The 23,370-nt window shown below is 67.1% G+C and carries 19 protein-coding genes; 10 read left to right on the plus strand and 9 right to left on the minus strand.

Annotated elements, in window-relative coordinates; all coding sequences use genetic code 11:
* Nucleotides 1–66 precede the first annotated feature (66 nt).
* On the plus strand, nucleotides 67–894 hold the full coding sequence (locus tag B7P44_RS20075) for an AraC family transcriptional regulator (RefSeq protein ID WP_084907599.1): 828 nt from the start codon (nucleotides 67–69) through the stop codon (nucleotides 892–894).
* 34 nt (nucleotides 895–928) lie between these two features.
* Here the strand turns inward: B7P44_RS20075 and B7P44_RS20080 are convergent, their stop codons facing one another.
* On the minus strand, nucleotides 929–1,456 hold the full coding sequence (locus B7P44_RS20080) for a methylated-DNA--[protein]-cysteine S-methyltransferase (RefSeq protein ID WP_084907601.1): 528 nt from the start codon (nucleotides 1,454–1,456) through the stop codon (nucleotides 929–931).
* A gap of 325 nt (nucleotides 1,457–1,781) precedes the next feature.
* Here B7P44_RS20080 and B7P44_RS20085 point away from each other — a divergent pair, with 325 nt between their 5' ends.
* A complete protein-coding gene (locus B7P44_RS20085; RefSeq protein WP_084907603.1) occupies nucleotides 1,782–3,071 on the plus strand; it encodes an MFS transporter in 1,290 nt (429 codons plus the stop codon).
* A 40-nt stretch (nucleotides 3,072–3,111) separates the two neighbouring features.
* On the opposite strand, the gene B7P44_RS20090 is transcribed toward B7P44_RS20085, so the two are convergent.
* Nucleotides 3,112–4,104 carry a LacI family DNA-binding transcriptional regulator gene (locus B7P44_RS20090; protein ID WP_231716792.1) on the minus strand — a complete coding sequence of 331 codons (993 nt, stop codon included), beginning with the start codon at nucleotides 4,102–4,104 and terminating at the stop codon, nucleotides 3,112–3,114.
* Nucleotides 4,105–4,286: 182 nt separating this feature from the next.
* On the opposite strand from B7P44_RS20090, the gene B7P44_RS20095 reads away from it, so the two are divergent.
* Nucleotides 4,287–5,120: an NAD-dependent epimerase/dehydratase family protein gene (locus tag B7P44_RS20095; RefSeq protein ID WP_084907605.1), complete on the plus strand. Its 834-nt coding sequence runs from the start codon at nucleotides 4,287–4,289 to the stop codon at nucleotides 5,118–5,120.
* Between the two features lie 22 nt (nucleotides 5,121–5,142).
* Here B7P44_RS20095 and B7P44_RS20100 read toward each other — a convergent pair whose 3' ends face one another.
* Nucleotides 5,143–6,150 carry a serine hydrolase domain-containing protein gene (locus tag B7P44_RS20100; protein WP_265341359.1) on the minus strand — a complete coding sequence of 336 codons (1,008 nt, stop codon included), beginning with the start codon at nucleotides 6,148–6,150 and terminating at the stop codon, nucleotides 5,143–5,145.
* 72 nt (nucleotides 6,151–6,222) lie between these two features.
* Nucleotides 6,223–7,134 carry a LysR family transcriptional regulator gene (locus B7P44_RS20105; RefSeq protein ID WP_084907609.1) on the minus strand — a complete coding sequence of 304 codons (912 nt, stop codon included), beginning with the start codon at nucleotides 7,132–7,134 and terminating at the stop codon, nucleotides 6,223–6,225.
* 103 nt (nucleotides 7,135–7,237) lie between these two features.
* Between B7P44_RS20105 and B7P44_RS20110 the strand changes: the two genes are divergently transcribed.
* On the plus strand, nucleotides 7,238–7,972 hold the full coding sequence (locus tag B7P44_RS20110) for an SDR family oxidoreductase (protein WP_084907611.1): 735 nt from the start codon (nucleotides 7,238–7,240) through the stop codon (nucleotides 7,970–7,972).
* A 39-nt stretch (nucleotides 7,973–8,011) separates the two neighbouring features.
* On the opposite strand, the gene cysS is transcribed toward B7P44_RS20110, so the two are convergent.
* Together cysS and B7P44_RS20120 are read right to left on the minus strand one after the other, a co-directional pair.
* Nucleotides 8,012–9,415 (minus strand): cysteine--tRNA ligase, encoded by a 1,404-nt coding sequence (gene cysS, locus B7P44_RS20115; protein WP_084907613.1) that lies wholly within the window; start codon nucleotides 9,413–9,415, stop codon nucleotides 8,012–8,014.
* A gap of 272 nt (nucleotides 9,416–9,687) precedes the next feature.
* Complete coding sequence (locus B7P44_RS20120; RefSeq protein WP_084907615.1) at nucleotides 9,688–10,566, minus strand: LysR family transcriptional regulator; 879 nt, start codon at nucleotides 10,564–10,566, stop codon at nucleotides 9,688–9,690.
* A gap of 128 nt (nucleotides 10,567–10,694) precedes the next feature.
* Here B7P44_RS20120 and B7P44_RS20125 point away from each other — a divergent pair, with 128 nt between their 5' ends.
* Nucleotides 10,695–11,531, plus strand: coding sequence for an SDR family NAD(P)-dependent oxidoreductase (locus tag B7P44_RS20125; RefSeq protein WP_084907617.1), 837 nt, complete (start codon nucleotides 10,695–10,697; stop codon nucleotides 11,529–11,531).
* Nucleotides 11,532–11,622: 91 nt separating this feature from the next.
* Here the strand turns inward: B7P44_RS20125 and B7P44_RS20130 are convergent, their stop codons facing one another.
* Entirely contained in the window at nucleotides 11,623–13,251 is a 1,629-nt protein-coding gene (locus tag B7P44_RS20130; protein ID WP_084907619.1) for an NADP-dependent glyceraldehyde-3-phosphate dehydrogenase, read from the minus strand.
* 364 nt (nucleotides 13,252–13,615) lie between these two features.
* On the opposite strand from B7P44_RS20130, the gene B7P44_RS20135 reads away from it, so the two are divergent.
* On the plus strand, nucleotides 13,616–14,107 hold the full coding sequence (locus B7P44_RS20135; protein WP_084907621.1) for a hypothetical protein: 492 nt from the start codon (nucleotides 13,616–13,618) through the stop codon (nucleotides 14,105–14,107).
* A gap of 243 nt (nucleotides 14,108–14,350) precedes the next feature.
* Here B7P44_RS20135 and B7P44_RS20140 read toward each other — a convergent pair whose 3' ends face one another.
* Complete coding sequence (locus B7P44_RS20140; protein ID WP_084907623.1) at nucleotides 14,351–15,304, minus strand: LysR family transcriptional regulator; 954 nt, start codon at nucleotides 15,302–15,304, stop codon at nucleotides 14,351–14,353.
* Between the two features lie 225 nt (nucleotides 15,305–15,529).
* On the opposite strand from B7P44_RS20140, the gene B7P44_RS20145 reads away from it, so the two are divergent.
* The gene (locus B7P44_RS20145; protein WP_084907625.1) at nucleotides 15,530–16,558 is read left to right on the plus strand and encodes a DUF1338 domain-containing protein; all 1,029 of its coding nucleotides are present in this window, start codon (nucleotides 15,530–15,532) and stop codon (nucleotides 16,556–16,558) included.
* Between the two features lie 2 nt (nucleotides 16,559–16,560).
* Nucleotides 16,561–19,479 carry an FAD-binding and (Fe-S)-binding domain-containing protein gene (locus tag B7P44_RS20150; protein ID WP_084907627.1) on the plus strand — a complete coding sequence of 973 codons (2,919 nt, stop codon included), beginning with the start codon at nucleotides 16,561–16,563 and terminating at the stop codon, nucleotides 19,477–19,479.
* Nucleotides 19,480–19,519: 40 nt separating this feature from the next.
* Here B7P44_RS20150 and B7P44_RS20155 read toward each other — a convergent pair whose 3' ends face one another.
* Nucleotides 19,520–20,647, minus strand: a complete 1,128-nt coding sequence (locus B7P44_RS20155; RefSeq protein ID WP_084907629.1) for a J domain-containing protein — start codon at nucleotides 20,645–20,647, stop codon at nucleotides 19,520–19,522.
* Nucleotides 20,648–20,901: 254 nt separating this feature from the next.
* Here B7P44_RS20155 and B7P44_RS20160 point away from each other — a divergent pair, with 254 nt between their 5' ends.
* Nucleotides 20,902–22,053 (plus strand): branched-chain amino acid ABC transporter substrate-binding protein, encoded by a 1,152-nt coding sequence (locus B7P44_RS20160; RefSeq protein ID WP_084907631.1) that lies wholly within the window; start codon nucleotides 20,902–20,904, stop codon nucleotides 22,051–22,053.
* A 138-nt stretch (nucleotides 22,054–22,191) separates the two neighbouring features.
* Nucleotides 22,192–23,364, plus strand: coding sequence for an NAD(P)/FAD-dependent oxidoreductase (locus B7P44_RS20165; RefSeq protein ID WP_084907633.1), 1,173 nt, complete (start codon nucleotides 22,192–22,194; stop codon nucleotides 23,362–23,364).
* The last annotated feature ends 6 nt before the right edge of the window (nucleotides 23,365–23,370 follow it).

Here is a 23,370-nt window from a genome sequence, read left to right on the forward strand (position 1 = left end):
TGTCGGGTGAAGGTGCGTCAAGGTATCACCGCGCCCGTGCACGGAATGGCATTCGGAGGACGTCTTATGCTGCTGGCAGGACAATCGGCCCAACCCTATGCTGTCCCGCCGGTGCCGGCGATGACGCGGCTGCCGAGGCCGCTGTTCGTCCGCGCATTCGAGATCCCGGGGCACGTCAGCGTCGAGGCGCACTGCCATCCGTGGGCGCAGCTGATGTATGCGACGGCGGGCGTGATCGAGGTCGACACGCCGCACGGGCGCCATCTGCTGCCGCCGCACTATGCGATGTGGATTCCGCCGCATGTGCCGCACGCGGTCGCGACGCGCGACTGCGTCGCGTTCCACAGCCTGTATCTGGACGAGGCGATCGTCGGCGACGGCTTCGACGACGCATGCCGGATTCTGTGCATGACGCCGCTGCTGCGGGAACTGGTCGTCGCGACCGCGGAACTGCCGGTGAACTACGACGAAGCCGGCCCGGACGGCGCGCTCGTCTGCCTGATCGCCGATCGCATCCAGCGCCTGCGGCCGGCGCCGCTGACCGTGCCGCTGCCGCGCGATCCGCGCCTGCTGAAGATCGCCCGCGCGCTGCACGCCGACCCCGGCGACGCGCGCAGCCTCGACGCGTGGGGGCAGCAGGTCGGCGCGACGCGCCGCACGCTGTCGCGCCTGTTCCGTCACGACACGGGGCTGTCGTTCACCGAATGGCGGCAGGCCGTGCGTCTGCTGGCGGCGTTGCCGCTGCTCGAGGGCGGCGAGGCGGTCGGCGCGGTGGCGGCGCGACTGGGCTACGACTCGACGTCGTCGTTCATCGGGCTGTTCCAGCAGAAATTCCACGTCACGCCCGGCGCGTTCGCGAAACGGGCGTCGCGGCGCATCGTCATGGCGGGCTGACGGGACGCACGCGGCGCCGTCCCAAGCGCGCCAATCAAAGCGCCAGCGTGTATTGCGCAGGATGGTCGGCGGCGGACCGGCGGCCGGCGCTTTCGAGCGACAGCAGCGCGCGCTTCCTGTCGATGCCGCCCGCATAGCCGGTGAGGCCGCCCGTCGCGCCGAGGATGCGATGGCACGGCACGATGATCGACACCGGATTGCGCCCGACCGCGCCGCCCACTGCGCGCGCGGCGCTGACGGGCAGGCCGATGCGCTGCGTCAGCTCGCCGTAGGAGGCGAGTGCGCCGAACGGGATCGCCAGCAATTCCTTCCACACGCGCCGCTGGAATTCGGTGCCGCGCAGATGCAGCGGCACGGAGAAGGTCGTGCGCGCGCCGGCGAAGTACTCGGCGATTTCTTCCCGCGCCTGCTGCGCGACCGGTGACACGGGCAGATCGTTGTTCGCGATCGCGATCGACGGGAAATACTTTTGCCCGACGAAGAAGAGGCCCGTCAGGCAGCCGTCTTCCACGCGCACGAGGATGTCGCCCAGCGGGCTCGATATCAGGTTGCCGGGTGTCATTGCAGGTGTCCGGATCGAGGTTCAAGCGACGAATGTAAACCATCGCGGCCGCGCGTCCCGGCGACGAACCACGGCACGGGTAAAAAACGATTAACTCAGACCTGAACCTGAGTCGTATCTTCACACCGCTCGTTTAGAGATGACTCATAGAAATCCCGCACTGGTCAGACGTCAGAAAACTCCCTATTCTTTGAAAAACGTTTTCCAAAGCGATGGCGAAACGTGGCGCCGCGTGCGAGACCCGCGGCACACCCGCCCCGGTGCTCGTCGCCGGCAATGAACAAGCGCGCGGCACGACGAGCGGCGGCGCGCAACGGAGACATTCATGCAATCTGCCGTCGTCGGCGTCGCGCGCGTCGCGAGCCGCTACCGCTGGGCCGTGTGCGGGCTGCTGTTCCTGGCCACCGTCATCAACTACATGGACCGGCAGATCCTCGGCCTGCTCGCGCCGATGCTCCAGCACGACATCGGCTGGACCCAGGTCCAGTACGGCCGCATCGTGATGGCGTTTTCCGCGTTCTATGCGATCGGCCTGCTGGGCTTCGGCCGCGTGGTGGACTGGCTCGGCACGCGCGTGTCGTATGCGCTGGCGATGCTGTTCTGGAGCATCGCCGCGATGCTGCATGCGGCCGTCGGTTCGGTGACGGGCTTCGCGTTCGTGCGCGCGCTGCTCGGCATCGGCGAGGGCGGCAATTTCCCGGCGGCCATCAAGACCACGGCCGAATGGTTCCCGCGCCGCGAGCGCGCGCTCGCGACCGGCATCTTCAACTCGGGGGCGAACATCGGCGCGGTGTTCGCGCCGGCGATCATCCCGGCGATCGCGGTCTCCTACGGCTGGCGTGCGGCGTTCGTGATCATCGGCGCGGTCGGCCTGCTCTGGCTGGTCGTGTGGCTCGTGTTCTACCGTCCCGCCGACCCGCAGGCGCTCAGCCGGGCGTTCGACGAGCCGCGCGACGAAGCGGAAGCGCTCGACGCCGCCAACGCGAACGCCGGCGCGCCCGGCTGGGGCATGCTGCTGCGCAAGCGCGAAACGTGGGCGTTCCTGATCGGCAAGTTCCTGACCGATCCCGTCTGGTGGTTCTATCTGTTCTGGCTGCCGAAGTGGCTCAACGAGTCGCGCGGGATGGACATGCAGCACATCGGCCTGCCGCTCGTCTGCATCTATGCGCTCACGACCGTCGGCAGCATCGGCGGCGGCTGGATCTCGTCGACGATGCTGAGCTCCGGGTGGAGCGTGAACGCCGCGCGCAAGACCGCGATGCTGATCTGCGCATGCTGCGTGCTGCCGATCGCGTTCGTCTCGCAGGTCCAGAGCCTGTGGGCCGCGGTGCTGATCGTCGGCCTCGCCGCCGCCGCGCACCAGGGCTGGTCGGCGAACCTGTTCACGACCGCGTCGGACCTGTTTCCGCGCCGCGCGGTGGGGGCGGTGGTCGGCATCGGCGGGATGGCCGGCTCGATCGGCGGCGTGCTGTTCTCCGAGGTGATCGGCCAGGTGCTGCAGCGCACGGGCCACTACTGGGTGCTGTTCGCGATCGGCGCGCTCGCCTACCTGCTGGCGCTCGCGGTCATGCATGCGCTCACGCCGCGCATGGCGCCCGCAAAGCTCGATGCGTGATGTCGCAACCCGGGGCGTTCGCGGCTGCGCGCAGCCGCGTTCAGCGGCACGCGGCCGTCGAGCCCCTGACGATCAGCCGTGGCTCGAACGTCGAGTAGCCGGCGTCCGCATGGCCCGCGAGCGCGTCGATCAGCTTCTGCATCGCGAGCTCGCCCATCTTCTCGCTCTGGATGTCGACGGTGGTCAGCGCGGGCGATGCGTACTCGCCATAAGGCACGTTGTCGATGCCCGCGACCGATACGTCCTGCGGCAGCCTGAAGCCGAGCGACGCGGCTTCCTTCATGAAGCCGAGCGCGATCAGGTCGTTGTAGCAGATCACGGCCTGCGGGCGCTGCGGCCCGAGCATCACGCGCGAGCACGCGCGTTCGCCGGCCTCGGCGGTCGGCGCATGCGCGTCGTGCACGTCGAGCGTGAGCCCCGCTTCCGCGAGGCAGTCGCGCGCGCCCTGGATGCGTTCGTCGTTGATGCGCGCCTGCCCGAAGCCGAGGTACGCGATGTGCCGGTGGCCGAGATTCAGCAGGTGGCGCGCGAGCATGTAGGTCGACAGCCGGCTGTCGATGCCGACGCCGGGAATCGGCAGGTCCGGGCTGCGCCGCAGCAGCACGAGCGGCTTGTGGAGCTCGAGCATCCAGCGCAGGCCCTCGTCGGGCAGGCGCGAGCTGACGATCAGCCCGTCGACGCGCGGTGCGAGCGCCTCGATCAGCGCGCGCTCGCGGGCCTGGTTCTCGTCGGTGTCGACGAGCAGCAGCGTGTAGTCGTGCTGGAGCGCGACCCGGTTCGCGCCTTTCACGACGTTCGTGAAGTGCGGATTGCTGATGTCGAGGATGACGAGGCCGATGGTGCGCGTGCGCCCCGTGATCATCGAGCGGGCGAGCGGGTTCGAGCGATAGCCGAGCTTGTCGATCGCGGCCTTGAGCCGCGCCTCGACCGCCGGCGAGAAGCGCTGCGCGCCGTTCACGTACTTCGACACCGTCGCGACCGACACGCCCGCTTCGGCGGCGACGTCGCGAATCGTCGGGGAAACTTTTTTCATGCGGAGGGTAACGTTTTCTTCGCTGAGCTCGGGATTGTGGCAGAAAAAGCCGGCGCACGGCCGGGTGCCGGGTATCGGCGCAACGCGCAAGCCGGGCGGCGGCTTGGGTCATTGACGTCGCGCCCGCATCAAACTTATAGTTGGAAAACGTTTTCCAATCAAGCCAGTTTCAAGGAGATTCGATGAACGCCTCAACCACCGAAGCGGGCAAGCCGTTCCGGCGCCTGCTGCTGACGGGCGCGGCCGGCAATCTGGGCTGCCAGTTGCGCGGCGCGCTGGCCGACTGGGCCGACGTCGTGCGCGTCAGCGACGTCGCGCCGCTGGGCGACGCGGCCGCGCACGAGGAGGTCCAGGTCGTCGACCTCGCGGACCGGCAGGCCGTCACGGCGCTCGTCGACGGCGCTGATGCGATCGTGCATCTCGGCGGCATTTCGGTCGACGCGCCGTTCGACGACCTGCTCGAAGCGAACATCCGCGGCACGTACAACCTGTACGAAGCGGCGCGCAAGCACGGCGTGAAGCGGATCGTGTTCGCGAGCTCGAATCACGCGATCGGGTTTCATCCGGTGACGGAAGTGCTCGACGCCGATTCGCCGCAGCGTCCGGACAGCCTGTACGGCGTGACGAAGTGCTTCGGCGAGGCGCTGTCGCGCTACTACTTCGACCGCTTCGGCATCGAGACGGTGTGCCTGCGGATCGGTTCGTCGTTCGAGGCGCCGAAGAATCCGCGCATGCTCGTCACCTATCTGAGCTATCGCGACTTCATCGAGCTCGTGCGCTGTTCGCTGCTGACGAACCGCGTCGGGCACGTGGTCGTGTACGGCGTGTCGGACAATCCCGTCAAGTGGTGGGACAACACCAAGGCGGGCTTCCTCGGCTTTCGTCCGCGCGACAGTTCCGAGCAGTTCGCCGGGCGCTTCGCGCTCACCGCGCCGAGCACCGACTTCGACGATCCGGCCCAGCGTTTCCAGGGCGGCGGATTCGTCGTCGGGGAGCCGATGGAGCGGCGCGAATAGGTGATTCGGAGAACGGAACGGCTCAGCGGACCCACTCGCCGATCGCGGTTTCGATGATCGACACGAGCTCGGGCCGCGCACCGCGAACCGTGGTGACGCCCGATACGGCAATGCCGTGTTGGGGCATGTAGTAGACGACGGTTCCCCAGAAGCCGGCATGCGAGTAGCACACGGCGCCGCCGATCTCGCCGACGAACACCCCGAGCCGGTATGCATCGGCGCCTTCGTGCGATCCGGCCTTGAGCATCTCGGCCAGCGTCTGCGGGTTGTCGAACACCCGGCCTTCGAACAGATCGGCGGCAAATGATGCGAGGTCGCGCGCCGACATCACCAATCCGCCTCCGCCATAGAGGTCCATGGTCGCGTTGACGTCCGTCATGTCGCGATCGCCGAGAAACTGGCGCGCACGCGGCTCGACATGCGACGGCGGTTGCTCGAACAGCTCCCACCATGTCGATCGCAACGCCCGCGCGTCGAAGCGCAGTTCCTTTCGAACCACCGCGGCAAGCGTTTCGCCGGTCGCGCGCTCGACGAGGTCGCCGAGCACCACGTATCCGGTATCGGAGTACTGGAACCGCGAGCCGGGTTCGCTCTGCGGGCCGGCATACCCGGTCGACAGGCGGACCTGCTCGTCGCGGGTCCAGTGATGGGACGGATCGGCGAGCACCGCCGGAATGAAGCGCGGGTCGTCGCCGTGATCGTACAAGCCTGCGCTGTGGTTCATCAGCTGGCGCACGGTGATCGATTCGGTGCGATAGCCGCCTGCCTGCAGCACGGCAACGAGGTCCGGCGTCGCGGCGGCGGCGATCGACGCATCGATATCGATGCGGCCTTGCTCCCAAAGTCTCAGCACGGCGGCTGCGACGAACATCTTCGTATTGCTGGCGACCCGCAGCGGCGTGTCGACGCCCAGCGGCCGGCTGGCCGATGCATCGGCCAGGCCGCTTGCGGTTCCCCACGGAAACCGAGTCCCCTTGCCGGTAACGTAAATCGCCATGGGCGCGCTTGCCCGACCTAATGCTGCAATCACTTGTTCTTGTTTCAAGCCGATTCTCCGCAGGGGTGACGTTCGACAGGCCGTATCGTCTCACGGTTGCTGGCTTCAAGCCCCCGACGCATGAAACCCCGGCAGCGTCGGAATGCGCTCGGCCATGAACTGCAGGAACACGCGCGCCCTGAGCGGCGGATATCGGCGCGACGGCGTGATCAGGTGAACCGAATGCGGCGGAGTCGCCCACTTGGGCAGCACCCTGACCAGCCGCCCCGCATCGATCAGGTCCTGGACGACCCACGCCGGCGCACTGCCCAGGCCGATGCCTGCGAGATAGCATTCGCGCAGCGCGACCGAGTTGTTGACGCGGTAGCGCCCGTTGGTCGGGACGACGATGGTCTCGGCGCCCTTGCTGAGTTCGAGCTGCGCGCCGACGGGCGCGCGCGCATAGCCGACGAACGGATGCCTGAGCAAGTCCTCCGGCCTGCGGATTCGCGGCGCGCGCGCCAGGTAGTCGGGCGTCGCGACCAGCACGCGCGGCGACCACGCGACCTTGCGGGCGACGGCATCCGGGGGCAGGGTGTTGCCGATGCGGATCGCGGCGTCGATGCCTTCCTCGACCAGGTCGATGATGCGATCGGTCAGGTTCAGCTCGACCTCGATCTCCGGATATTGCGCCAGGAATTCGAGCACGAGCGCGTTGAGGCGCAATTCGCCGAGCCCCATCGGCGCGCTGACCGTCAGCTTGCCGACCGGCCGCTGCGCCTGTCCGCGCACGTCGGCGACGGCGTCCGCATAGGTTTCGAGCATCTGCTTGCAGCGCTCGTAAAAGCGCCGGCCTTCGTCGGTCGGCGTCAGGCTCGTGGTGGTCCGTTGCAGCAGTCGGACGCCGAGGTGCTTCTCCATCGCGGAGACGACCTTGCTCATCGTCGGCTGGCCGATCCTTTCTTCGCGGGCGACCGCCGAGAAACTGCCCAGTTCGACGGCGCGCGTGTACAGCCACATCGATTGAAGCGAATCCAAGTCATTCCCCTGTGGAATAGGCCGTATGCGATTTTCGCGCATTCCATCGAGGATTGGCATGACGTAACGTTGCTTCACCTTCACTTCTTTCGACAGGAAAGCCATGCAATCAGCCACGCAATCGTCGCTCGGCGGCGCGCACGTCGTCGTGTTCGGCGGAAGCTCGGGAATCGGCCTGGCAGCAGCGGCGGCAGCCAAGGCGCGCGGCGCCGACCTCACGCTCGTCGGCCGGACGCCCGCGAAACTCGAAGCCGCCGCACGAACGATCGGCGGCGCGCGCACGGCGGTGGCCGACATCGTCGACAAGCAGGCGGTCGCCGCGGTGTTCGCCGAGATGACCCGCGTCGACCATCTGGTGATCACCGCGGGCAGCTTCATCGCCGGCAAGCTGGCCGACACCGATCCGGACCAGTTGCTGACCGCGATTCACGAGCGCATCGCGGGGCCGGTGCATGCGATCCGGGCCGCGTTGCCGCTGATGCCGCCGACGGCGTCGATCGTCCTGACGAGCGGGCAGCTTTCCGACCGTCCGTCAGGGGAGGGCACGGCGGTCATCGCCGCCGCGGTGAGCGGCGTCGAGGCGCTCGCGCGCTCGCTTGCGCTCGAACTCAAGCCGATCCGGGTCAACGTCGTTTCGCCGGGGTTCGTGGATACGCCGTTGTTCGATGCGTTCGGTCCGGAGAGCCGCGATGCGATCTTTGCCCACGCGGCGGCCACGTTGCCGGTTGGCCGCGTCGGGCGGCCGGAGGAACTCGGCGAAGCGATTGCGTTCCTGTTGGGCAATGGCTATGTGAACGCCGAAATCCTGCATGTCGACGGCGGCGGGCGTTTTGCGTGAGACGCGGTGCGATGCGGCCGGCCCGACGCCCGGGCCGGCTCATTCCGGCCCGACATGCGTGACGTTCGCGGCGAGTCCGGTCACGCGTTGTCGGTCCTTGCCGTCTTCGACTTGCCAGCCTCGCGCTTTCAACGTCTCGCGGATTTCATCGGCTCGTGCCCAGTTCTTTTCGGCTCGGGCCCGCTCGCGCTCGCCAAGCAATGCACGGACTTCTTCCGGAACGTCGGATGCGGTCGGCCGCCAATCGCGCAGCTTGAGTCCCAGCACGGCGTCGAAGTTTTCCACCGTCGCCTTCAGGGTGGCGGTCGGCAGGTTGCTTTTGACGAGCTCCCACAGCACCGCCAGCGCGCGCGGCATGTTCAGGTCCTGATCGACCTCGGCATCGAATCGCGCGACGAACGCCGGATCGGCGCTGCCGCCGTCGGGCCAGCCGGAATAGAGTTGCCTGAGGCGATTCAACGCCGTCTGCGCAGCATCGAGAGACGTCCAGTTGAAATTCAGCTTGCTCCGGTAATGGGCGGTCAGGCACAGGTAACGGTACGCGAGCGGATCGACGTTCCGGTCGCGCAAGGTTTGCAGGCGCATGAAATCGCCGCTCGACTTCGACATCTTCGTCGCGTCCAGCGTCAGAAAATGCCCGTGCATCCAGAAGTTCGCGAGCCGCGTGCCGTGGGCCGCTTCGGTTTGCGCAATCTCGTTGCTGTGATGCACGGCGACATGGTCTTCACCGCCGCAGTGGATGTCGAACCAGACGCCCAGATACTTCGCGGACATCGCCGAGCACTCGATGTGCCAGCCCGGAAATCCCCGTCCCCACGGGCTGTCCCATTCCATCTGGCGCGTGACCCCGGCCGGACTGAACTTCCACAACGCAAAATCCGTCGCGTTCCGCTTCGCGCCGACCGCGACCCGCTTGCCGGCCTGCAGGCCGGCGCGATCGAGCCGCGCGAGAAAGCCGTAGTCGTCTTGCTTGCTGGTGTCGAAATAGAGGCCGTCGTCGGTCCGATAAACGTAGCCGGATCGTTCGATTTCCTCAATAAAGGCGATCTGCTCCGCGATGTGATCCGTCGCACGGCACCATATCGACGGCTCCAGCAGGTTGAGCGCACGCCAGTCCGCCTTGAAGGCGTCGGTGTAGTGCGCGGCAATCGACCATGCCGATTGGCCCGTCCGCCGGCTGCCCTTTTCCATCTTGTCTTCGCCTTCGTCGGCATCCGAGGTCAGGTGGCCGACGTCGGTGATGTTCACAACATGCCGGACGGCATACCCGTTCCGGGCCAGCGCGCGACGCAGGATGTCCTCGAACACGTAGGTTCGCAGGTTGCCGATATGCGCATGGTCGTAGACGGTGGGGCCGCAGCAATACAGGCCGACATGATCGTCGCGTATCGCCGCGAACGGGCGCAGGGTGCGTGACCAGGTGTCGTACAGCGCAAGTGGCATCGTGTTTCTCCGGCTCGAAGTTAGCGCGCGAAAACGAAAAGGCCGCCGGTTTTGCAACGGGCGGCCAGAAGGAAATGATGCGGCGACGTATAGCGATGCGCTAGACGCAGGTTCCCCCCGGCATGTTTCGACAACATGCGCGCACCGGAGAAAGGGGGAGTGTCGCGTGACTGGGCATGACGGCCATCCTAGCGTTTCGCGGATGGGCCGGTCAATAGCGGTGCGTGGTCGCGGATTCGGCCGGATCGAGGATCGTTCGACGACCGCTCTGTCTATCCGCCGAACCGCTGCAACGCAAACTCGACGAAACTGCGCAGCTTCGGCGATCGATGGTCCGGCAGATAGACGATGTGCATCGGGCGGCTCGGCATTTCGTACTCGCCGAGCAACGGCACCAGCCGGCCCGCGTCGACGTCGGCTTCCAGCAGCACCGCGGGCTGCATCACGATGCCCATCCCGCACAGCGCCGCATTGCGCAGCCCCTCGCCCTGATTGATGGTCAGCCTGCCGGATGGCTTCGCGATAAAGGTCTGCTCTCCCTGCCTGAACTTCCACGCCCCTGGCGCTGAAACCGCGAACGACACGCACGTGTGCCGCGCCAGTTCGTCGGGATGCGTCGGCGTGCCGTGCGCCGCGAGATACGCGGGCGACGCGCACACCATCATCCGGTACGGCGCCAGCGGACGCGCGACCAGCCGCGCATCGGCGAGCGTCCCGATGCGGATGGCGGCATCGAAGCCGTCGTCCAGCAGGTCCATCGTGCGATCGCTGAGCGTCAGCTCGACGTCGATGTCCGGGTACTGCGCGAGGTAGTCGGACAACGCGGGAACGAGCACCGTGTTGCCGAACGAGACCGGCGCCGTCACCCGCAACTTGCCGCTCGGCAGCGTGTGGCGATGCTGCGCATGCCGGTCCGCGTCGGACACCAGCCGCAGGATCTCCTGGCAGCGCACGTAGTAGGACTCGCCGAACTCGGTCAGCGCGAGGCGGCGCGTCGTGCGGTTGAGCAGCTTCATGCCGGTTCGGCCTTCCAGCGCGCGCAGGTGATTGCCGGCCATCGTCGCGGATATCCCGCATGCGGCGGCCGCGGCGCTCAGGCTGCCGGCGTCGACGGCCCGGACGAATACTTCCATGCTGGTCAGGAGGTCCATTTCACACTCTGGCTGCAATCTGAATCAATTGCCGACGAGATTATCTCGAAAATATTTCTAATCATACTGGCCGCTCCTCTCGACCTGCATGGCGGCATGCGCTGCCGGCCCGACCCCGGAGATACCCGATGACGACTTCCCATACCCATTCCGATTCCCGACACCCGGCGCGCTTCGCGGGGCGCACGATACTGATCACCGGCGGCGGCACCGGCATGGGGAAGGCCGCGGCACTGCGCCTGGCGCGCGAGGGCGCAAACGTGGTGATCGCCGGGCGGCGCGCCGGCGAAATCGACGCGGTGGCGCAGACGATCACAGCGGCCGGCGGGCAGGCGCTCGCGGTGCCGACCGACGTGACCGATGCCGCTCAGGTTCAACGCCTGGTCGCGCGCGCGGTCGACACGTTCGGCGGCCTGAACATGGCGTGGAACAACGCGGGCATGCTCGGCGGGTTCGGGCCGCTGCACGAAACGACGCTCGACGCATTCGACGCCGTGATCGCGACCAATCTGCGCGGCGTGGCGGCCTGCATGAAGGTCGAACTCGAAGCGATGCTGGCCGCCGGCGTCGGCGGAGCGATCGTGAATACGTCGTCGTGGACGGCGCACGGCGCGTTGCCGGGCATCGCGGGTTACGCGGCCAGCAAGGCGGCGCTCGATGCGCTGATGCGGACGGTCGCGCTGGAAGTGGGCGCGAACGGGATTCGCGTCAACAACGTCAGCCCCGGCGTCATCGCGACGCCGATGTCGGAAGCTGCGCTGGGCGATGCGCGCGCGATGCGGCCGTTCCTGCTGCATACGCCGCTGCGGCGCATCGGCCGGCCCGAGGACGTCGCCGACGTCGTCGCGTGGCTGCTGTCCGACGACGCCCGCTTCGTGACGGGGCAAAGCATCCTGGTCGACGGCGGATTTACGCTGGGCGGGTTGCGGCCGTGGCTGAACGAGGTCGTCGCGGAACACGGGTGACCGCGCGATGCCGGCGCGGCGCTTGCGTCGTTTCGGTCGATGCGGAAATCGACTGAAGCCGGGCGGCGCGCCACCCGCCGCCCGCACCGGATCAGAAAATGAACCCGGTGTTCACGAACTTCGAATGGTGATCGGACACGATCGCATCGAGCAGCTGCTTGCCGCTGTCGGTCTGCTTCGCGGCGACCATCGAGCGGATCGAGAACGCGCGCAGCGCATCGGTCACCGACAGCGTGCCCTCCGCCGAATCCTTGCGACCGGCGAACGGGAACACGTCCGGGCCGCGCTGGCACTGGCAGTTGATGTTCACGCGGCACACCTGGTTCACGAGCGGATCGACGAGCGCGCCGATCTGCGCCGGGTCCGAGCCGAAGATGCTGACCTGCTGCCCGTGGTCCGACGTCGTCACATAGTCGAGCGCGGTCTCGACGTCGTCGAACGGCGCGACCGGAATGATCGGCCCGAACTGTTCCTCCCGATACAGCTTCATCCCTTCCGACACCGGGTACACGACGGCCGGATAGAACAGCGTCTTGCTGAACACGCCGCCCGACTCGTTCACGACCTGCGCGCCTTTCGCCTTCGCGTCGTCGATCGCGTCGGTCATGTACGCGGTGCGGTGCATGCCCGGCAGCGGCGTGATGCCGACGCCTTTCTCCCACGGCATGCCGATCTTCATCTGCGCGAGCGCGGCGGTGAAGCGCTTCAGGAATTCGTCGACGATCGAGCGATGCACGAGCAGCATCTTCAGCGCGGTGCAGCGCTGCCCGTTGAACGACAGCGCGCCGAGCAGGCATTCCTTGACCGTCAGGTCGAGATCCGCATCGGGCAGCACGATCGCGGCGTTCTTCGCGTCGAGCCCGAGAATCGCGCGCAGCCGGTGCGACTTCGGATGCTGCTTCTTCAGGTGATCGGCGACCTTGCTCGACCCGATCAGCGCGAGCACGTTGATCTTGCCAGACGCGAGCATGTGCGGCACGACCACCGCGCCCGGCGCGTAGATCGTGTTGATCACGCCCTTCGGGAACGCGTCGCGGAACGCTTCGAGCAGCGGTTCGAACAGCAGCGTGCCGTACTGGGGCGGCTTGAACACGACGGTGTTGCCCATCAGCAGCGCGGGGATCAGCGTCGCGAAGGTCTCGTTCAGCGGGTAGTTGTACGGCCCCATGCACAGCACGACGCCGAGCGGCGTGCGGCGGATCTGCCCGATCGTGCCCTCGGCGATCACGAAGCGCGAGTTCGCGTTGTCGAGCTCCTTCAGCGCATCGATCGTCTGCAGCATGTAGGTGACGGTGCGGTCGAACTCCTTCTGCGAATCGGCGAGGCTCTTGCCGATTTCCCACATGATCAGGTTCACGACCAGCTCGCGCTGCGCGACCATCCGCTTGATGAAGTCCTGCATGCACGCGATGCGCTGCTCGACCTTCATCGTCGGCCATTCGCCGCGGCCGGCGTCGTACGCGCGCACCGCGGCGTCGAGCGCCGCGTCGCTTTCCGGCTCGCCCATCACCGGGTAGCTGCCGATCTCGAGCTGCTCGACGCTGCCGTCCGGCTGCCGCGCGCACACCGGCGACAGCACCGTCTTGGTCGCGCCGTCCCACGGTTTCAGCGCGCCGTCGACGAGCGACACGCGCTGGTGGATCGGCGATTTCAGCCGGAATTCGGCGGGGATGTCTTCGTAAGCGGGGAACAGCTGCTGCAGGGCGGCGGAATCGGGCATGACGGTCTCGCTTGACTGAGGGTGTCCGTGATGAACGGACGATGCGGAATCCTGATGGTGGTCCTCGATCCTGAATCGCCATCATGACGCGCGCGCGACGGGGCGTCACGCGCAGCGCCGGCGAAACGGGAATGGAACCAGTTCCATTAAACCGGAACGCCGATCTGAATGCAATCGCCGGAACGGGGGGGAGAACCCCCCGGCGGGCCGTCGCGCCGCGGCGCCCACGAAACGCACGGGCCGCCAGCCCCGACGTTTGGTCTATTGTTCCTGATTGCGCGCGGACCCGGGATGGCCCTGGGTCTGGCGAGGACTCACGTTGTCTCGATCCACACCCAATACAACCAACAGTGAGGGCGCAATCATGGTGTACGTACTCGAAATGTCGACCGACGCCGATATCCGGCAAACGCAGTTGCATGTGGCTTGGGGGAATGCGGTCACCCGCTACGCCTGGGCGCAGGTGAGCCACGGCGGGCTCAATATTCCCGGCGGTGCGACCATCATTGTCATCGCGCATGGCAACAATACCGAAATCGGGAACGCCAATGCCGGCGCGGTGGATGTCGATGAATCGGTGTTTCTCGCCACTGTGCATGCGTGCATGGCTGGGGGCGCGGCGCCGGGGCGCGTCTATTTGTCCACGTGCGGCGCGGGCCTGGCCGTTTTTACGGCACGGGTCCGGATCGCGGCGACGCAAAACCGGGTGTGGCATGGCGTCCAGCTGTTCGGGCACCACGAGGCTGTCACCGGCCCGGTGCCGCCGCCGACTACGCTGGCGTGGTCCCAGATTTTCGGACGTCGCGAAGGCCGCCGGCACCCGGCCCGGGGCGGTCTTGGTGAAGGGGGCGCATGACGTGGCGGAATTGGACCGGGTCGGGTGCGCCGACACGGGTCGCAAACGTTTTACTTCGTCCGGATTAGGCAGATAATGAGCGCACGCGAGAGCGTCGAGAATAATGACGAGAACCTGAGAGCTTACGAGGATCAACTATAAGAACATCCGCCACGACGCCCGTACCGGGTCTGGCGGGCCGGTGCGCCGGGCCGGAGCGATCCGGTCCGGCGCGTGCCGGACACGCGGCCGCCCGCCCGTCCGTCATTCGACGTCGTCGTCGTCCAGGTATCCGTTCCCCTCTTCCAACCCGTCCTGCTCCGGCGCCGCATACGCGCTCGCCTGTTCGAGCAGCCACGCCCTGAACAGCTCCAGCGGCTTGCTGTGGCTGAATTCGGTCGGGTAGACGAGGTAGTACGCGGAATCCTCGACCGTCGCCGCGTCGATCGGCATGACCAGGCCGAGCTGCTGCAGCTGCCCCTCGACGAAGAACTTCGGCACGAGCGCGATGCCGAGTCCGGCCGCCGCAGCGCTGATCAGCATCGTATGCAGCTCGTAGCGCACGCCGTGCATCGTGCGGGTGTCCTCGACGCCAAGCGTCTCGAACCATTGCGCCCATGCGCCCGGGCGCGTCGTCGAGTGCAGCAGCGGGTACGCGAGCAGGTCCTGCGCGTGCCGCACCGGCCCGTCGAGCAGCGCCGGCGAGCAGATCGGCACGACTTCCTCGCCGAACAGGTAATCGGCCGAGGTGCCGGGCCAGGTCGGTTTGCCGTAATGGATCGCCGCCTCGAAGTGGGTGTCCTCGAACGAGAACAGGTCGGTGCGGCTGCCCATGTTCACGCGCACGTCGGGCGTGCGGTCGTAGAAGTGCTTGATGCGCGGGATCAGCCAGTGCGACGCGAACGTCGGCAGCACCGCGAGCTCCAGATAGCCGCCGCCGCTGCCGTGCGCGATGATCGACAGCGTGTCGCGGTCGAGCGTCTCGAGCGCGCGGCGCACCTGGGTGCCGTACAGCTTGCCCGCGCGGGTCAGCACCACGCGCTGCTTCACGCGCGCGAACAGCCGCACGCCGAGGCTCGCCTCGAGCGTCGCGATCTGCCGCGACACCGCGCTTTCGGTCAGGAACAGCTCCTTCGCCGCGTGCGTGAAGCTCTCGTGGCGCGCGGCGGCTTCGAAGGCCACGAGCGCGCCCATGTTCGGAATCTTGAATTTGCGCATGAGGGTCGTTTCGTCTGACGAACGGGCCGGCATCGCACGGGGCGGGACACCGGGCAACCTGCCGTCGATTGTTCCAAAAACTCATTACGTGTCAATTTAATCTCGCTTTACGCCCGCCTGCAACCATTTGAATAATGCATCCCACGCAAGGCCGGGCGTCCATCGGGCGGCTGGCCGACGAGTCGCCGGCACCGTTGCCGGCCGGTCCCCCCGAAGAGACAGAAGATGCGCAATCCGAATATCGAGAGCTTGCTGACGAAGCTGCTGGGACAGGCGAAAACCGACGCCCTGTTCGCGACCCTGAACATGCCGGCCATCCTCGAGGAATGGGAAGACGGCGTCGTGACGCGCGCGGAAATCGCGCAGGCGATGAACATGGCGCTGTTCGAGGGGCTGCTCGAACGCTCGCCGAACGGCCGCGCGTACACGGCCGACGCGATCGGCAACGGCGGCTCGGTGTATTTCGATCACGGCGCGCTGCGCACGGTGCGCTGGCCGCACACCGGCGCGCTGCCGCCGGGCGAGGCGGCGTTCACGCGCATCCTGCGCCCGCTCGGCTTCCGCCTGAACGGCCGCTATCCGCTCGACAAGCTCGGCATGACGGGCCGCGCGTACGCGCACGAGGATGCGCCCGACGAGATCGCGCAGTTCTTCGTCAGCGAGCTGCATCCGGAGCGCTTCTCTCAGGCATTCCAGCAGGCGGTGACGAACGTCGTGAGCTCGTCGCGCGATCCGCTGTCGCCGGCCGCCGTCACGCTGCTGTGGGAGATCGAGCGCGAAGGCTGGCTGCCGCTCGACGCCGCGCACGCGCTGCTGCCGGAGATCGTCGGCGCGTTCGCGCGCCAGCACGACCTGCCGCGCGATCTCGACTACGACACGCTGCTGCTCGAATCGGCGGAAATGGCGTGGATCGCGACCGAAGGCAACGCGTTCAACCATGCGACCGACCGCGTCGCCGACGTGTTCCGGCTGTCCGACGACGAGAAGGCGAAGGGCCGGCCGATGAAGCCGGAAGTCGAGCGTTCGCGTTCGGGCCGCGTGTTCCAGACCGCGTATCGCGCGGACGTGGTCGAGCGCGAGTTCAGGACGCGCGACGGCGCGCTGGTCAAGCGCAGCGTGCCCGGCTCGTTCTACGAATTCATCACGCGCAAGCGCACGTTCGACCAGGCGCAGCGCCGCTGGGTGACCGACCTGCGCTTCGATGCCGGCAACGCGCAGGGCATCTTCAAGATGACCGCGAACGCCGCGAAATAATCGTGAAGCGCGCGACTCCGATCGAACTCGGGCAGGAACTGCTCGACACGCTCGCCGCCGACCTGCGCACCGCGATGCGCGGCGAGGTGCGCTTCGATGCCGGCACGAAGGCGCTCTATGCGTCGGATGCGTCGAACTACCGGCAGGTGCCGCTCGGCGTCGTGGTGCCGGCCGACGCGGACGATCTCGTTGCAGCGCTCGGCGTGTGCCGGCGCTTCGACGTGCCGTTCCTGACGCGCGGCGGCGGCACGTCGCAGAACGGGCAGGGCGTGAACGTCGCGGTCGTCGCCGACGCGAGCAAGTACTTCAACCGCGTCGTGTCGGTCGATCCGGATGCGCAGACGGCGATCGTCGAGCCGGGTGTCGTCTGCGACACGCTGCGCGACGCGGCCGAGGCGCATGGCCTCACGTTCGCGCCGGACCCGGCGACGCACAGCCGCTGCACGCTCGGCGGGATGATCGCGAACAACTCGTGCGGCGCGCATTCGGTGATGGCCGGCAAGACGGTCGAGAACGTCGAGGCCCTCGAGATCCTCACGTACGACGGCGCGCGCTTCTGGGTCGGCCCGACGCCCGAGCCCGAGCTCGACGCGATCATCGCGGCAGGCGGCCGGCGCGGCGAGATCTACCGCCGCTTGCGCGACCTGCGCGACCGCTACGCGGAGCGCATCCGCAATGAGTTTCCGCAGATCAAGCGGCGCGTGTCCGGCTTCAACCTCGACCAGCTCTTGCCGGAGAACGGCTTCAACGTCGCGCGCGCGCTGGTCGGCACCGAAGGCACCTGCGCGATCACGTTGCGGGCGTTGGTGCGGCTCGTGCACAGCCCGTCGTGCCGCGTGCTGCTCGTGCTCGGCTTTACCGACATCTTCACCGCGGCGGACGCGGTGCCGCATTACAACCGCTTCGCGCCGATCGCGATCGAAGGCCTCGACCGCGCGATCATCCGCGGGCTGCAGGCGCGCGGGCTGAAGGCCGACGAAATCGCGCTGCTGCCGCCGGGCGACGCGTGGGTCGTGCTGGAGTTCGGCGCGGACACCGTCGACGCGGCGCTCGCGCAGGCGCGCGAGGCGGAGGCTTATTTCAACGGCGGCGGCGCGGGTCCGGACGTGAGCGGCTTCGTCGTCGAGGAGAAGGCGAAGCAGCAGAAGATCTGGTCGATCCGCGAAACCGGCGCGTCGGCCGTCGCGCTGTCGGTCGATCCGGGCAAGCCCGATCCGGTCGCCGGCTGGGAGGATGCGGCCGTCGATCCGCTGCGGCTCGGCGACTATCTGCGCGCGTTTCAGGCGCTCGTCGACCGCTACGGCTACGAGACCTGCCTGTACGGCCATTTCGGCGACGGCTGCGTGCACGCGCGGATCACGTTCGACCTGCGCAGCGCGGAAGGCGTGCAGGTGTGGCGCGGCTTCCTGCGCGAAGCGGCGCAGCTCGTGGTCGACTTCGGCGGCTCGCTGTCCGGCGAGCACGGCGACGGCCAGGCGAAGGCCGAATTCCTGCCGATCATGTACGGCCCGGAGCTGATGCAGGCGATGGCCGAGTTCAAGGCGATCTGGGATCCGGCGAACCGGCTGAATCCGGGCAAGGTGATCAACGCGTACCGCGCCGACGAGAACCTGCGGCTCGGCCCCGCATACAAGCCGGTGACGCTGCAGACGAAGCTCACGTTCACGAGCCCCGAGGGCGATGGGATGCAGCGCGCGATCGAGCGCTGCATCGGCATGGGCAAGTGCCGCTCGCTCGACGGCGGCACGATGTGCCCAAGCTATCGCGCGACGCGCGAGGAGAAGTACTCGACGCGCGGCCGCGCGCACCTGTTCTGGGAGATGCTGCAGGGCGACGTGATCAAGGACGGCTGGAACAGCGCCGAGGTCAAGGAAGCGCTCGATGCGTGCCTCGGGTGCAAGGGCTGCAAGTCCGATTGTCCGACGCATACCGACATGGCGTCGTACAAGGCGGAATTCATGTCGCACTACTACGAAACGCATCGCCGGCCGCGGCAGGCGATGTTCATGGGGAGGATCGGACAATGGGCGCCGCTTGCGAGCCGTTTTCCTCGGCTTACGAATTTTATGACCTCGACCCCGCCCTTGGCGCGTATCGGCAAGTGGATCGCTGGCATCGCGCCGCAGCGGGCACTGCCGGCGTTCGCGCCGCGTCCGTTCCGGGCGATCGCGAAGCGGCGCGGGATCGGGCAACGCACGGGCGCGTCGCCGGCTCGCAACCGGGTGATTCTGTGGGTTGATACGTTCAACGAGCATTTCTCGCCCGACATCGCAGCGGCCGCGGTCGACGTGCTGACCGCGCTCGGCTACGACGTGACGTTGCCGCAAAAGCGCCTGTGCTGCGGCCGGCCGCTATACGACTACGGCCTGCTCGACGAGGCGCGCGCGCTGCTGCGCACCGCGGTCGACGAACTGGCCGACGAGATCGGCGCGGGCGTGCCGGTCGTCGGGCTCGAACCCGGCTGCCTGTCGGTGTTCAAGGACGAACTGCTGAAGCAGCTTCCGGACGAGCCGCTCGCGAAGCGCCTCGCCGCGCAGACGCTCCTGTTCTCCGATTTCGTCGCGCAGGCGGATTTCGCATGGCCGCGGCTCGACGCGGACGTGATCGTCCACGGGCACTGCCATCAGAAGTCGCTGTTCGGGATGAAGGGTGAAACCGCGCTGCTCGACAAGCTCGGCGTGCGCTGGAAGCTGCTCGACACGGGCTGCTGCGGGATGTCGGGATCGTTCGGCTTCAACGAGGACCATTACGACCTGTCGATGAAGATCGGCGAAGGCAAGCTGCTGCCGCTCGTGCGGCAGGCGAGCGCGGACGCGATCGTCGTCACCAACGGCTTCAGCTGCCGCGAGCAGATCGAGCAGGGCGCGGGCCGCACGCCGCTGCATATCGCGCAGCTCGCGAAGCGGGCGCTCGGGGTGTGACGCGGGCGTCGACGCCGGGCCGGGCGTCGACGTCCGCGCGTCAGTACGGCATCGCGTCGGTCGCGAAGGCCGACTGCTGACGTTTCAGCTCCTTGAGCCAACGTTTCAGGCTCCCGACGTCGTCGAACAGTGGCATCTCTTCCTTCAGATGGCGAATGTCCTGCTCGCGCCCGACGATTTCACGCGCGAGATTGAGCAACACCGTGTCGGGAGAGACTTCGACGTACGGAGAAAGCCCGTAGGCGAACCTGAGGTGGGATTCCACGTGCCGGATTTCCTGGTCGAGTTCGGCGACTTGCTCCTTGAGTATCTTGTTGTAGTGCTTCAGGCGATCTTCGCTGATCTGGTTGATCGCGTGCTGGTCGATGTGCTCGAGTTCGAGCTGCAGTTCCAGCAGTTTCAGCAGATCGTTCTTGTCGTAAGCGTGGTTCACGCGCTGCATCAGCGCAGTCTTGCGCTCGCGCTCCAGCGGATCGGGCTCCCGATCGGGATGCAGCGCGCTGGCGAGCTTGCGATAGACGTCACGGATCGACTGGCTCAGCTCGACCTGTTCAGCTTGTTGCTGCGACTCCTTGGCAAGCTGCTTCGCCGATTTTTGCCGTTCGGCCCGCCGCGCTTCCCGCGCCCGCCTGTTGGCCTCTTCCCGAGCCTGCTGTTGTTCCAGCTTCGCCCGAACGTGTTGCAGGACTTCGTCATGCGCGCTCAAGTCGAGATCGTCGTCGAGCTCGACGCCGAGCATCGCTTCCAGCTCGGCCTTCATCGTCGCGAATTCGGCGGCGATTTCGACGTCGTAGTCGGTTCCGCCATGCCGGTTGTAGATGGCCTTCAACTGTGCGTCGGCGTTTCCGTCGAGCAGGTCGCCGGCGAGGCTGGCGATCAGCGTCGAGATCGTGCGTTGCTCGGCCTTGGTCAAGCCTTTCCGGCCGCTTGCCTCGTCGAGCCGGAAAGCCATCGTGGTGCGCAGCTCCGTCCACGCGCGTTCGAGCGGCAACAGCTCGTCCACATATCGCTTCTGGAACGCGGGCATGACGTGCTCCCATGCCGACAGGCGCTTGCGGCGCTTCTCGATTTGCTTGATCAGTGCGTTGAATGCCTTCTGCCCCTTGGACAGGACGGGCTTGCCGGAGTCCGGCGCGATGCTGACGGACCGGCTGTTGGTGCGGGGCATGGCGGTTCCTCTCGGTGGCTGCGGTGCATGAAACAAGCGGCTATTCTAGCGCCTGAGCGGCTGACGCTTGTCGCCTGCCGGATCGCGCGTTCGCCGCGACTTGATGACTATTGCTCACAACATAGTTCCGATATTTCGTTTGCTGCGCGGGTATTGGCTACCCACAATCGGCTCACCTCTTTCGCGGTGAAAGGCTCCCGGAGACGGAGCCGCGCTGCGCATCCGCCATCCCCCCAGAACGAAGGAATGCTCCGATGAAGTTCCGAATTCGCTCTCTTTCCGGTGCGGCGCTGGCCGCGGCGATCCTCGCGCTCCCGGCCGGCGCGGCCCAGGCGCAGGAGGCGGTCGTCAAGGTCGGCGTCGCCGGTCCGCTGACGGGCGGCGGCGCCGCGTACGGCAAGGACATCGAGAACGGCGTGCGCATGGCGGTCGACGAGGCGAACGCGGCGCGCCCGACGATCGGCGGCAAGCCGGTGAAGTTCGTCGTCGCGTCGCAGGACGACCAGAGCGATCCGCGCGCCGGCGTGCAGGCCGCGCAGCAGCTGGCGGACGCGCAGGTCGCGGTCGTGATCGGCCACTTCAATTCGGGCACGACGCTGCCCGCGTCGAAGATCTACGCGAAGGCGGGCATTCCGATGATCACGCCGTCCGCGACCAATCCCGAGATCACGCGCGCGGGCCTCGGCACCGTGTATCGCGTGATCGCGACCGACACGCAGAATGCAGGCAACGCGGGCGCGTATGCGGCAACGGTCACGAAGGCGAAGCGCATCGCGATCATCGACGACCGCACCGCGTTCGGCCAGGGCGAAGCCGACGAGTTCGAGAAGGCGGTGAAGGCGAACGGCGGCGCGATCGTCGCCCGCGAGTTCACCAACGACAAGGCGGTCGATTTCAGCGCGCAGCTCACGAAGATCAAGAGCGTCAACGCCGACCTCGTGTTCTTCGGCGGCCTCGACGCGCAGGCGGCGATGCTCGTCAAGCGGATGCGCCAGCTCGGCATCAAGGCGCAGTTCCTCGCCGGCGGCGGCGTGATGAACGCGAACTTCATCCGGCTCGCCGGCGGCGCGGCGGAAGGCGCATCGGTGTGGGAGTATGGCCAGCCGCTGTCGCGCCTGGAGAAGGGCAAGACGTTCGAGACGAAGTTCAGGCAGAAGTACGGCGTCGACATGCTCGCGTATGCGCCGTTCGCGTACGACGCGACGTGGATCGCGATCAAGGCGATGGAGAAGGCGAATTCGGCGAAGCCCGCGGATTTCAACGGCGCGCTGAAGCGCACGAGCTACGACGGCATCACCGGTACGATCGCGTTCACGGACACCGGCGACCTGAAGAATCCGAGCTCGACGCTGTATGAAGTGAAGAACGCCGCGTGGCAGCCGGTGACGACGAAGTCGGCGAATTGAGCGTGGCTGGAGGTCGGGCGTGACGAGTCGAGTGGTGCTTTTCTGGCGCCACCGTCCATGCTGAAATAGCATCGGCAGTCCGGCGCACCCAGGGTTTTCATCGGCCATTCATCTGCAATCTGCATTCTGGAGTCAGTCGTGAGTTCTCAAGTCGTAATCGTCGGCGGCGGCGTCATCGGCAGCTCGATCGCCTACTTCCTGCGCGCGTCCGATCCGACGGTCGCCGTGACCGTGATCGAACGCGATCCGACCTATGCGAGATCGTCGTCGGCGCTGTCGGCCGCGTCGATCCGGCAGCAGTTCTCGACGCCGCTGTCGATCGAGATGTCGCTGTACGGCATCGAATTCCTGCGCACCCTCGGCGAGCGGCTCGAAGTCGACGGACACCGGCCGTCGATCGACCTGCACGAGGGCGGCTACCTGTTTCTCGCGACGCCGGCCGGCGACGCGACGCTGCGCGAGAACCACGCGCTGCAGACGCGTCTCGGCGCGGACATCCGCCTGATGGATCGCGACGCGCTGAAGGCGACGTTCCCGTGGCTGAACGTCGACGATCTCGCGTCGGGCGCCTACGGGGTCAGCGGTGAAGGCTGGTTCGACGGCTACGGGCTCGTGCAGGCGCTGCGCAAGAAGGCGCAGGCGCTCGGCGCGCGCTACGTGCCGGCGGACGTGACGGGCGTCGTGCGCGACGGCCGCAAGGTCACGCACGTCGTCGCGAGCAATGGCGAGCGCTATGCGTGCGACACGCTGGTCAACGCGGCCGGCGCGTGGACGCGCACGCTGTCCGCGGTGATGGGCATCGACATTCCCGTGTACGCGCGGCGCCGGAGCATCTTCAACGTGTCGTCGCCGGCGAAGCTGGCCGCGTGCCCGCTGCTGATCGACCCGACCGGCGTGTATTTCCGGCCGGAGGGCAAGACCTATATTTGCGGCACGTCACCGAGCCCGGACAAGGATCCAGACGACCTGCCGCTCGACGAGGTCGATCACGACTTGTTCGACGACGTGATCTGGCCGACGCTCGCGCATCGCGTGCCGGAATTCGAGGCGCTGCGCGTGGAGAACTGCTGGTCCGGCTATTACGAGTACAACGTGTTCGATCACAACGCGATCATCGGGTATCACCCGGATCTCGATAACTGCGTGTTCGCGAACGGGTATAGCGGGCACGGGCTGCAGCAGGGGCCGGCGACGGGGCGCGGCGTCAGCGAGCTGATCCTCGGCGGGCGTTACGCGACGCTCGACCTGTCGTCGCTCGGCTGGGAACGCGTGCTCGAGAACCGGCCGATCGTCGAAAAGAACGTCGTGTAGTTGTGG

Source organism: Burkholderia ubonensis subsp. mesacidophila (assembly GCF_002097715.1).
Classification (GTDB): Bacteria; Pseudomonadota; Gammaproteobacteria; order Burkholderiales; family Burkholderiaceae; genus Burkholderia; species Burkholderia mesacidophila.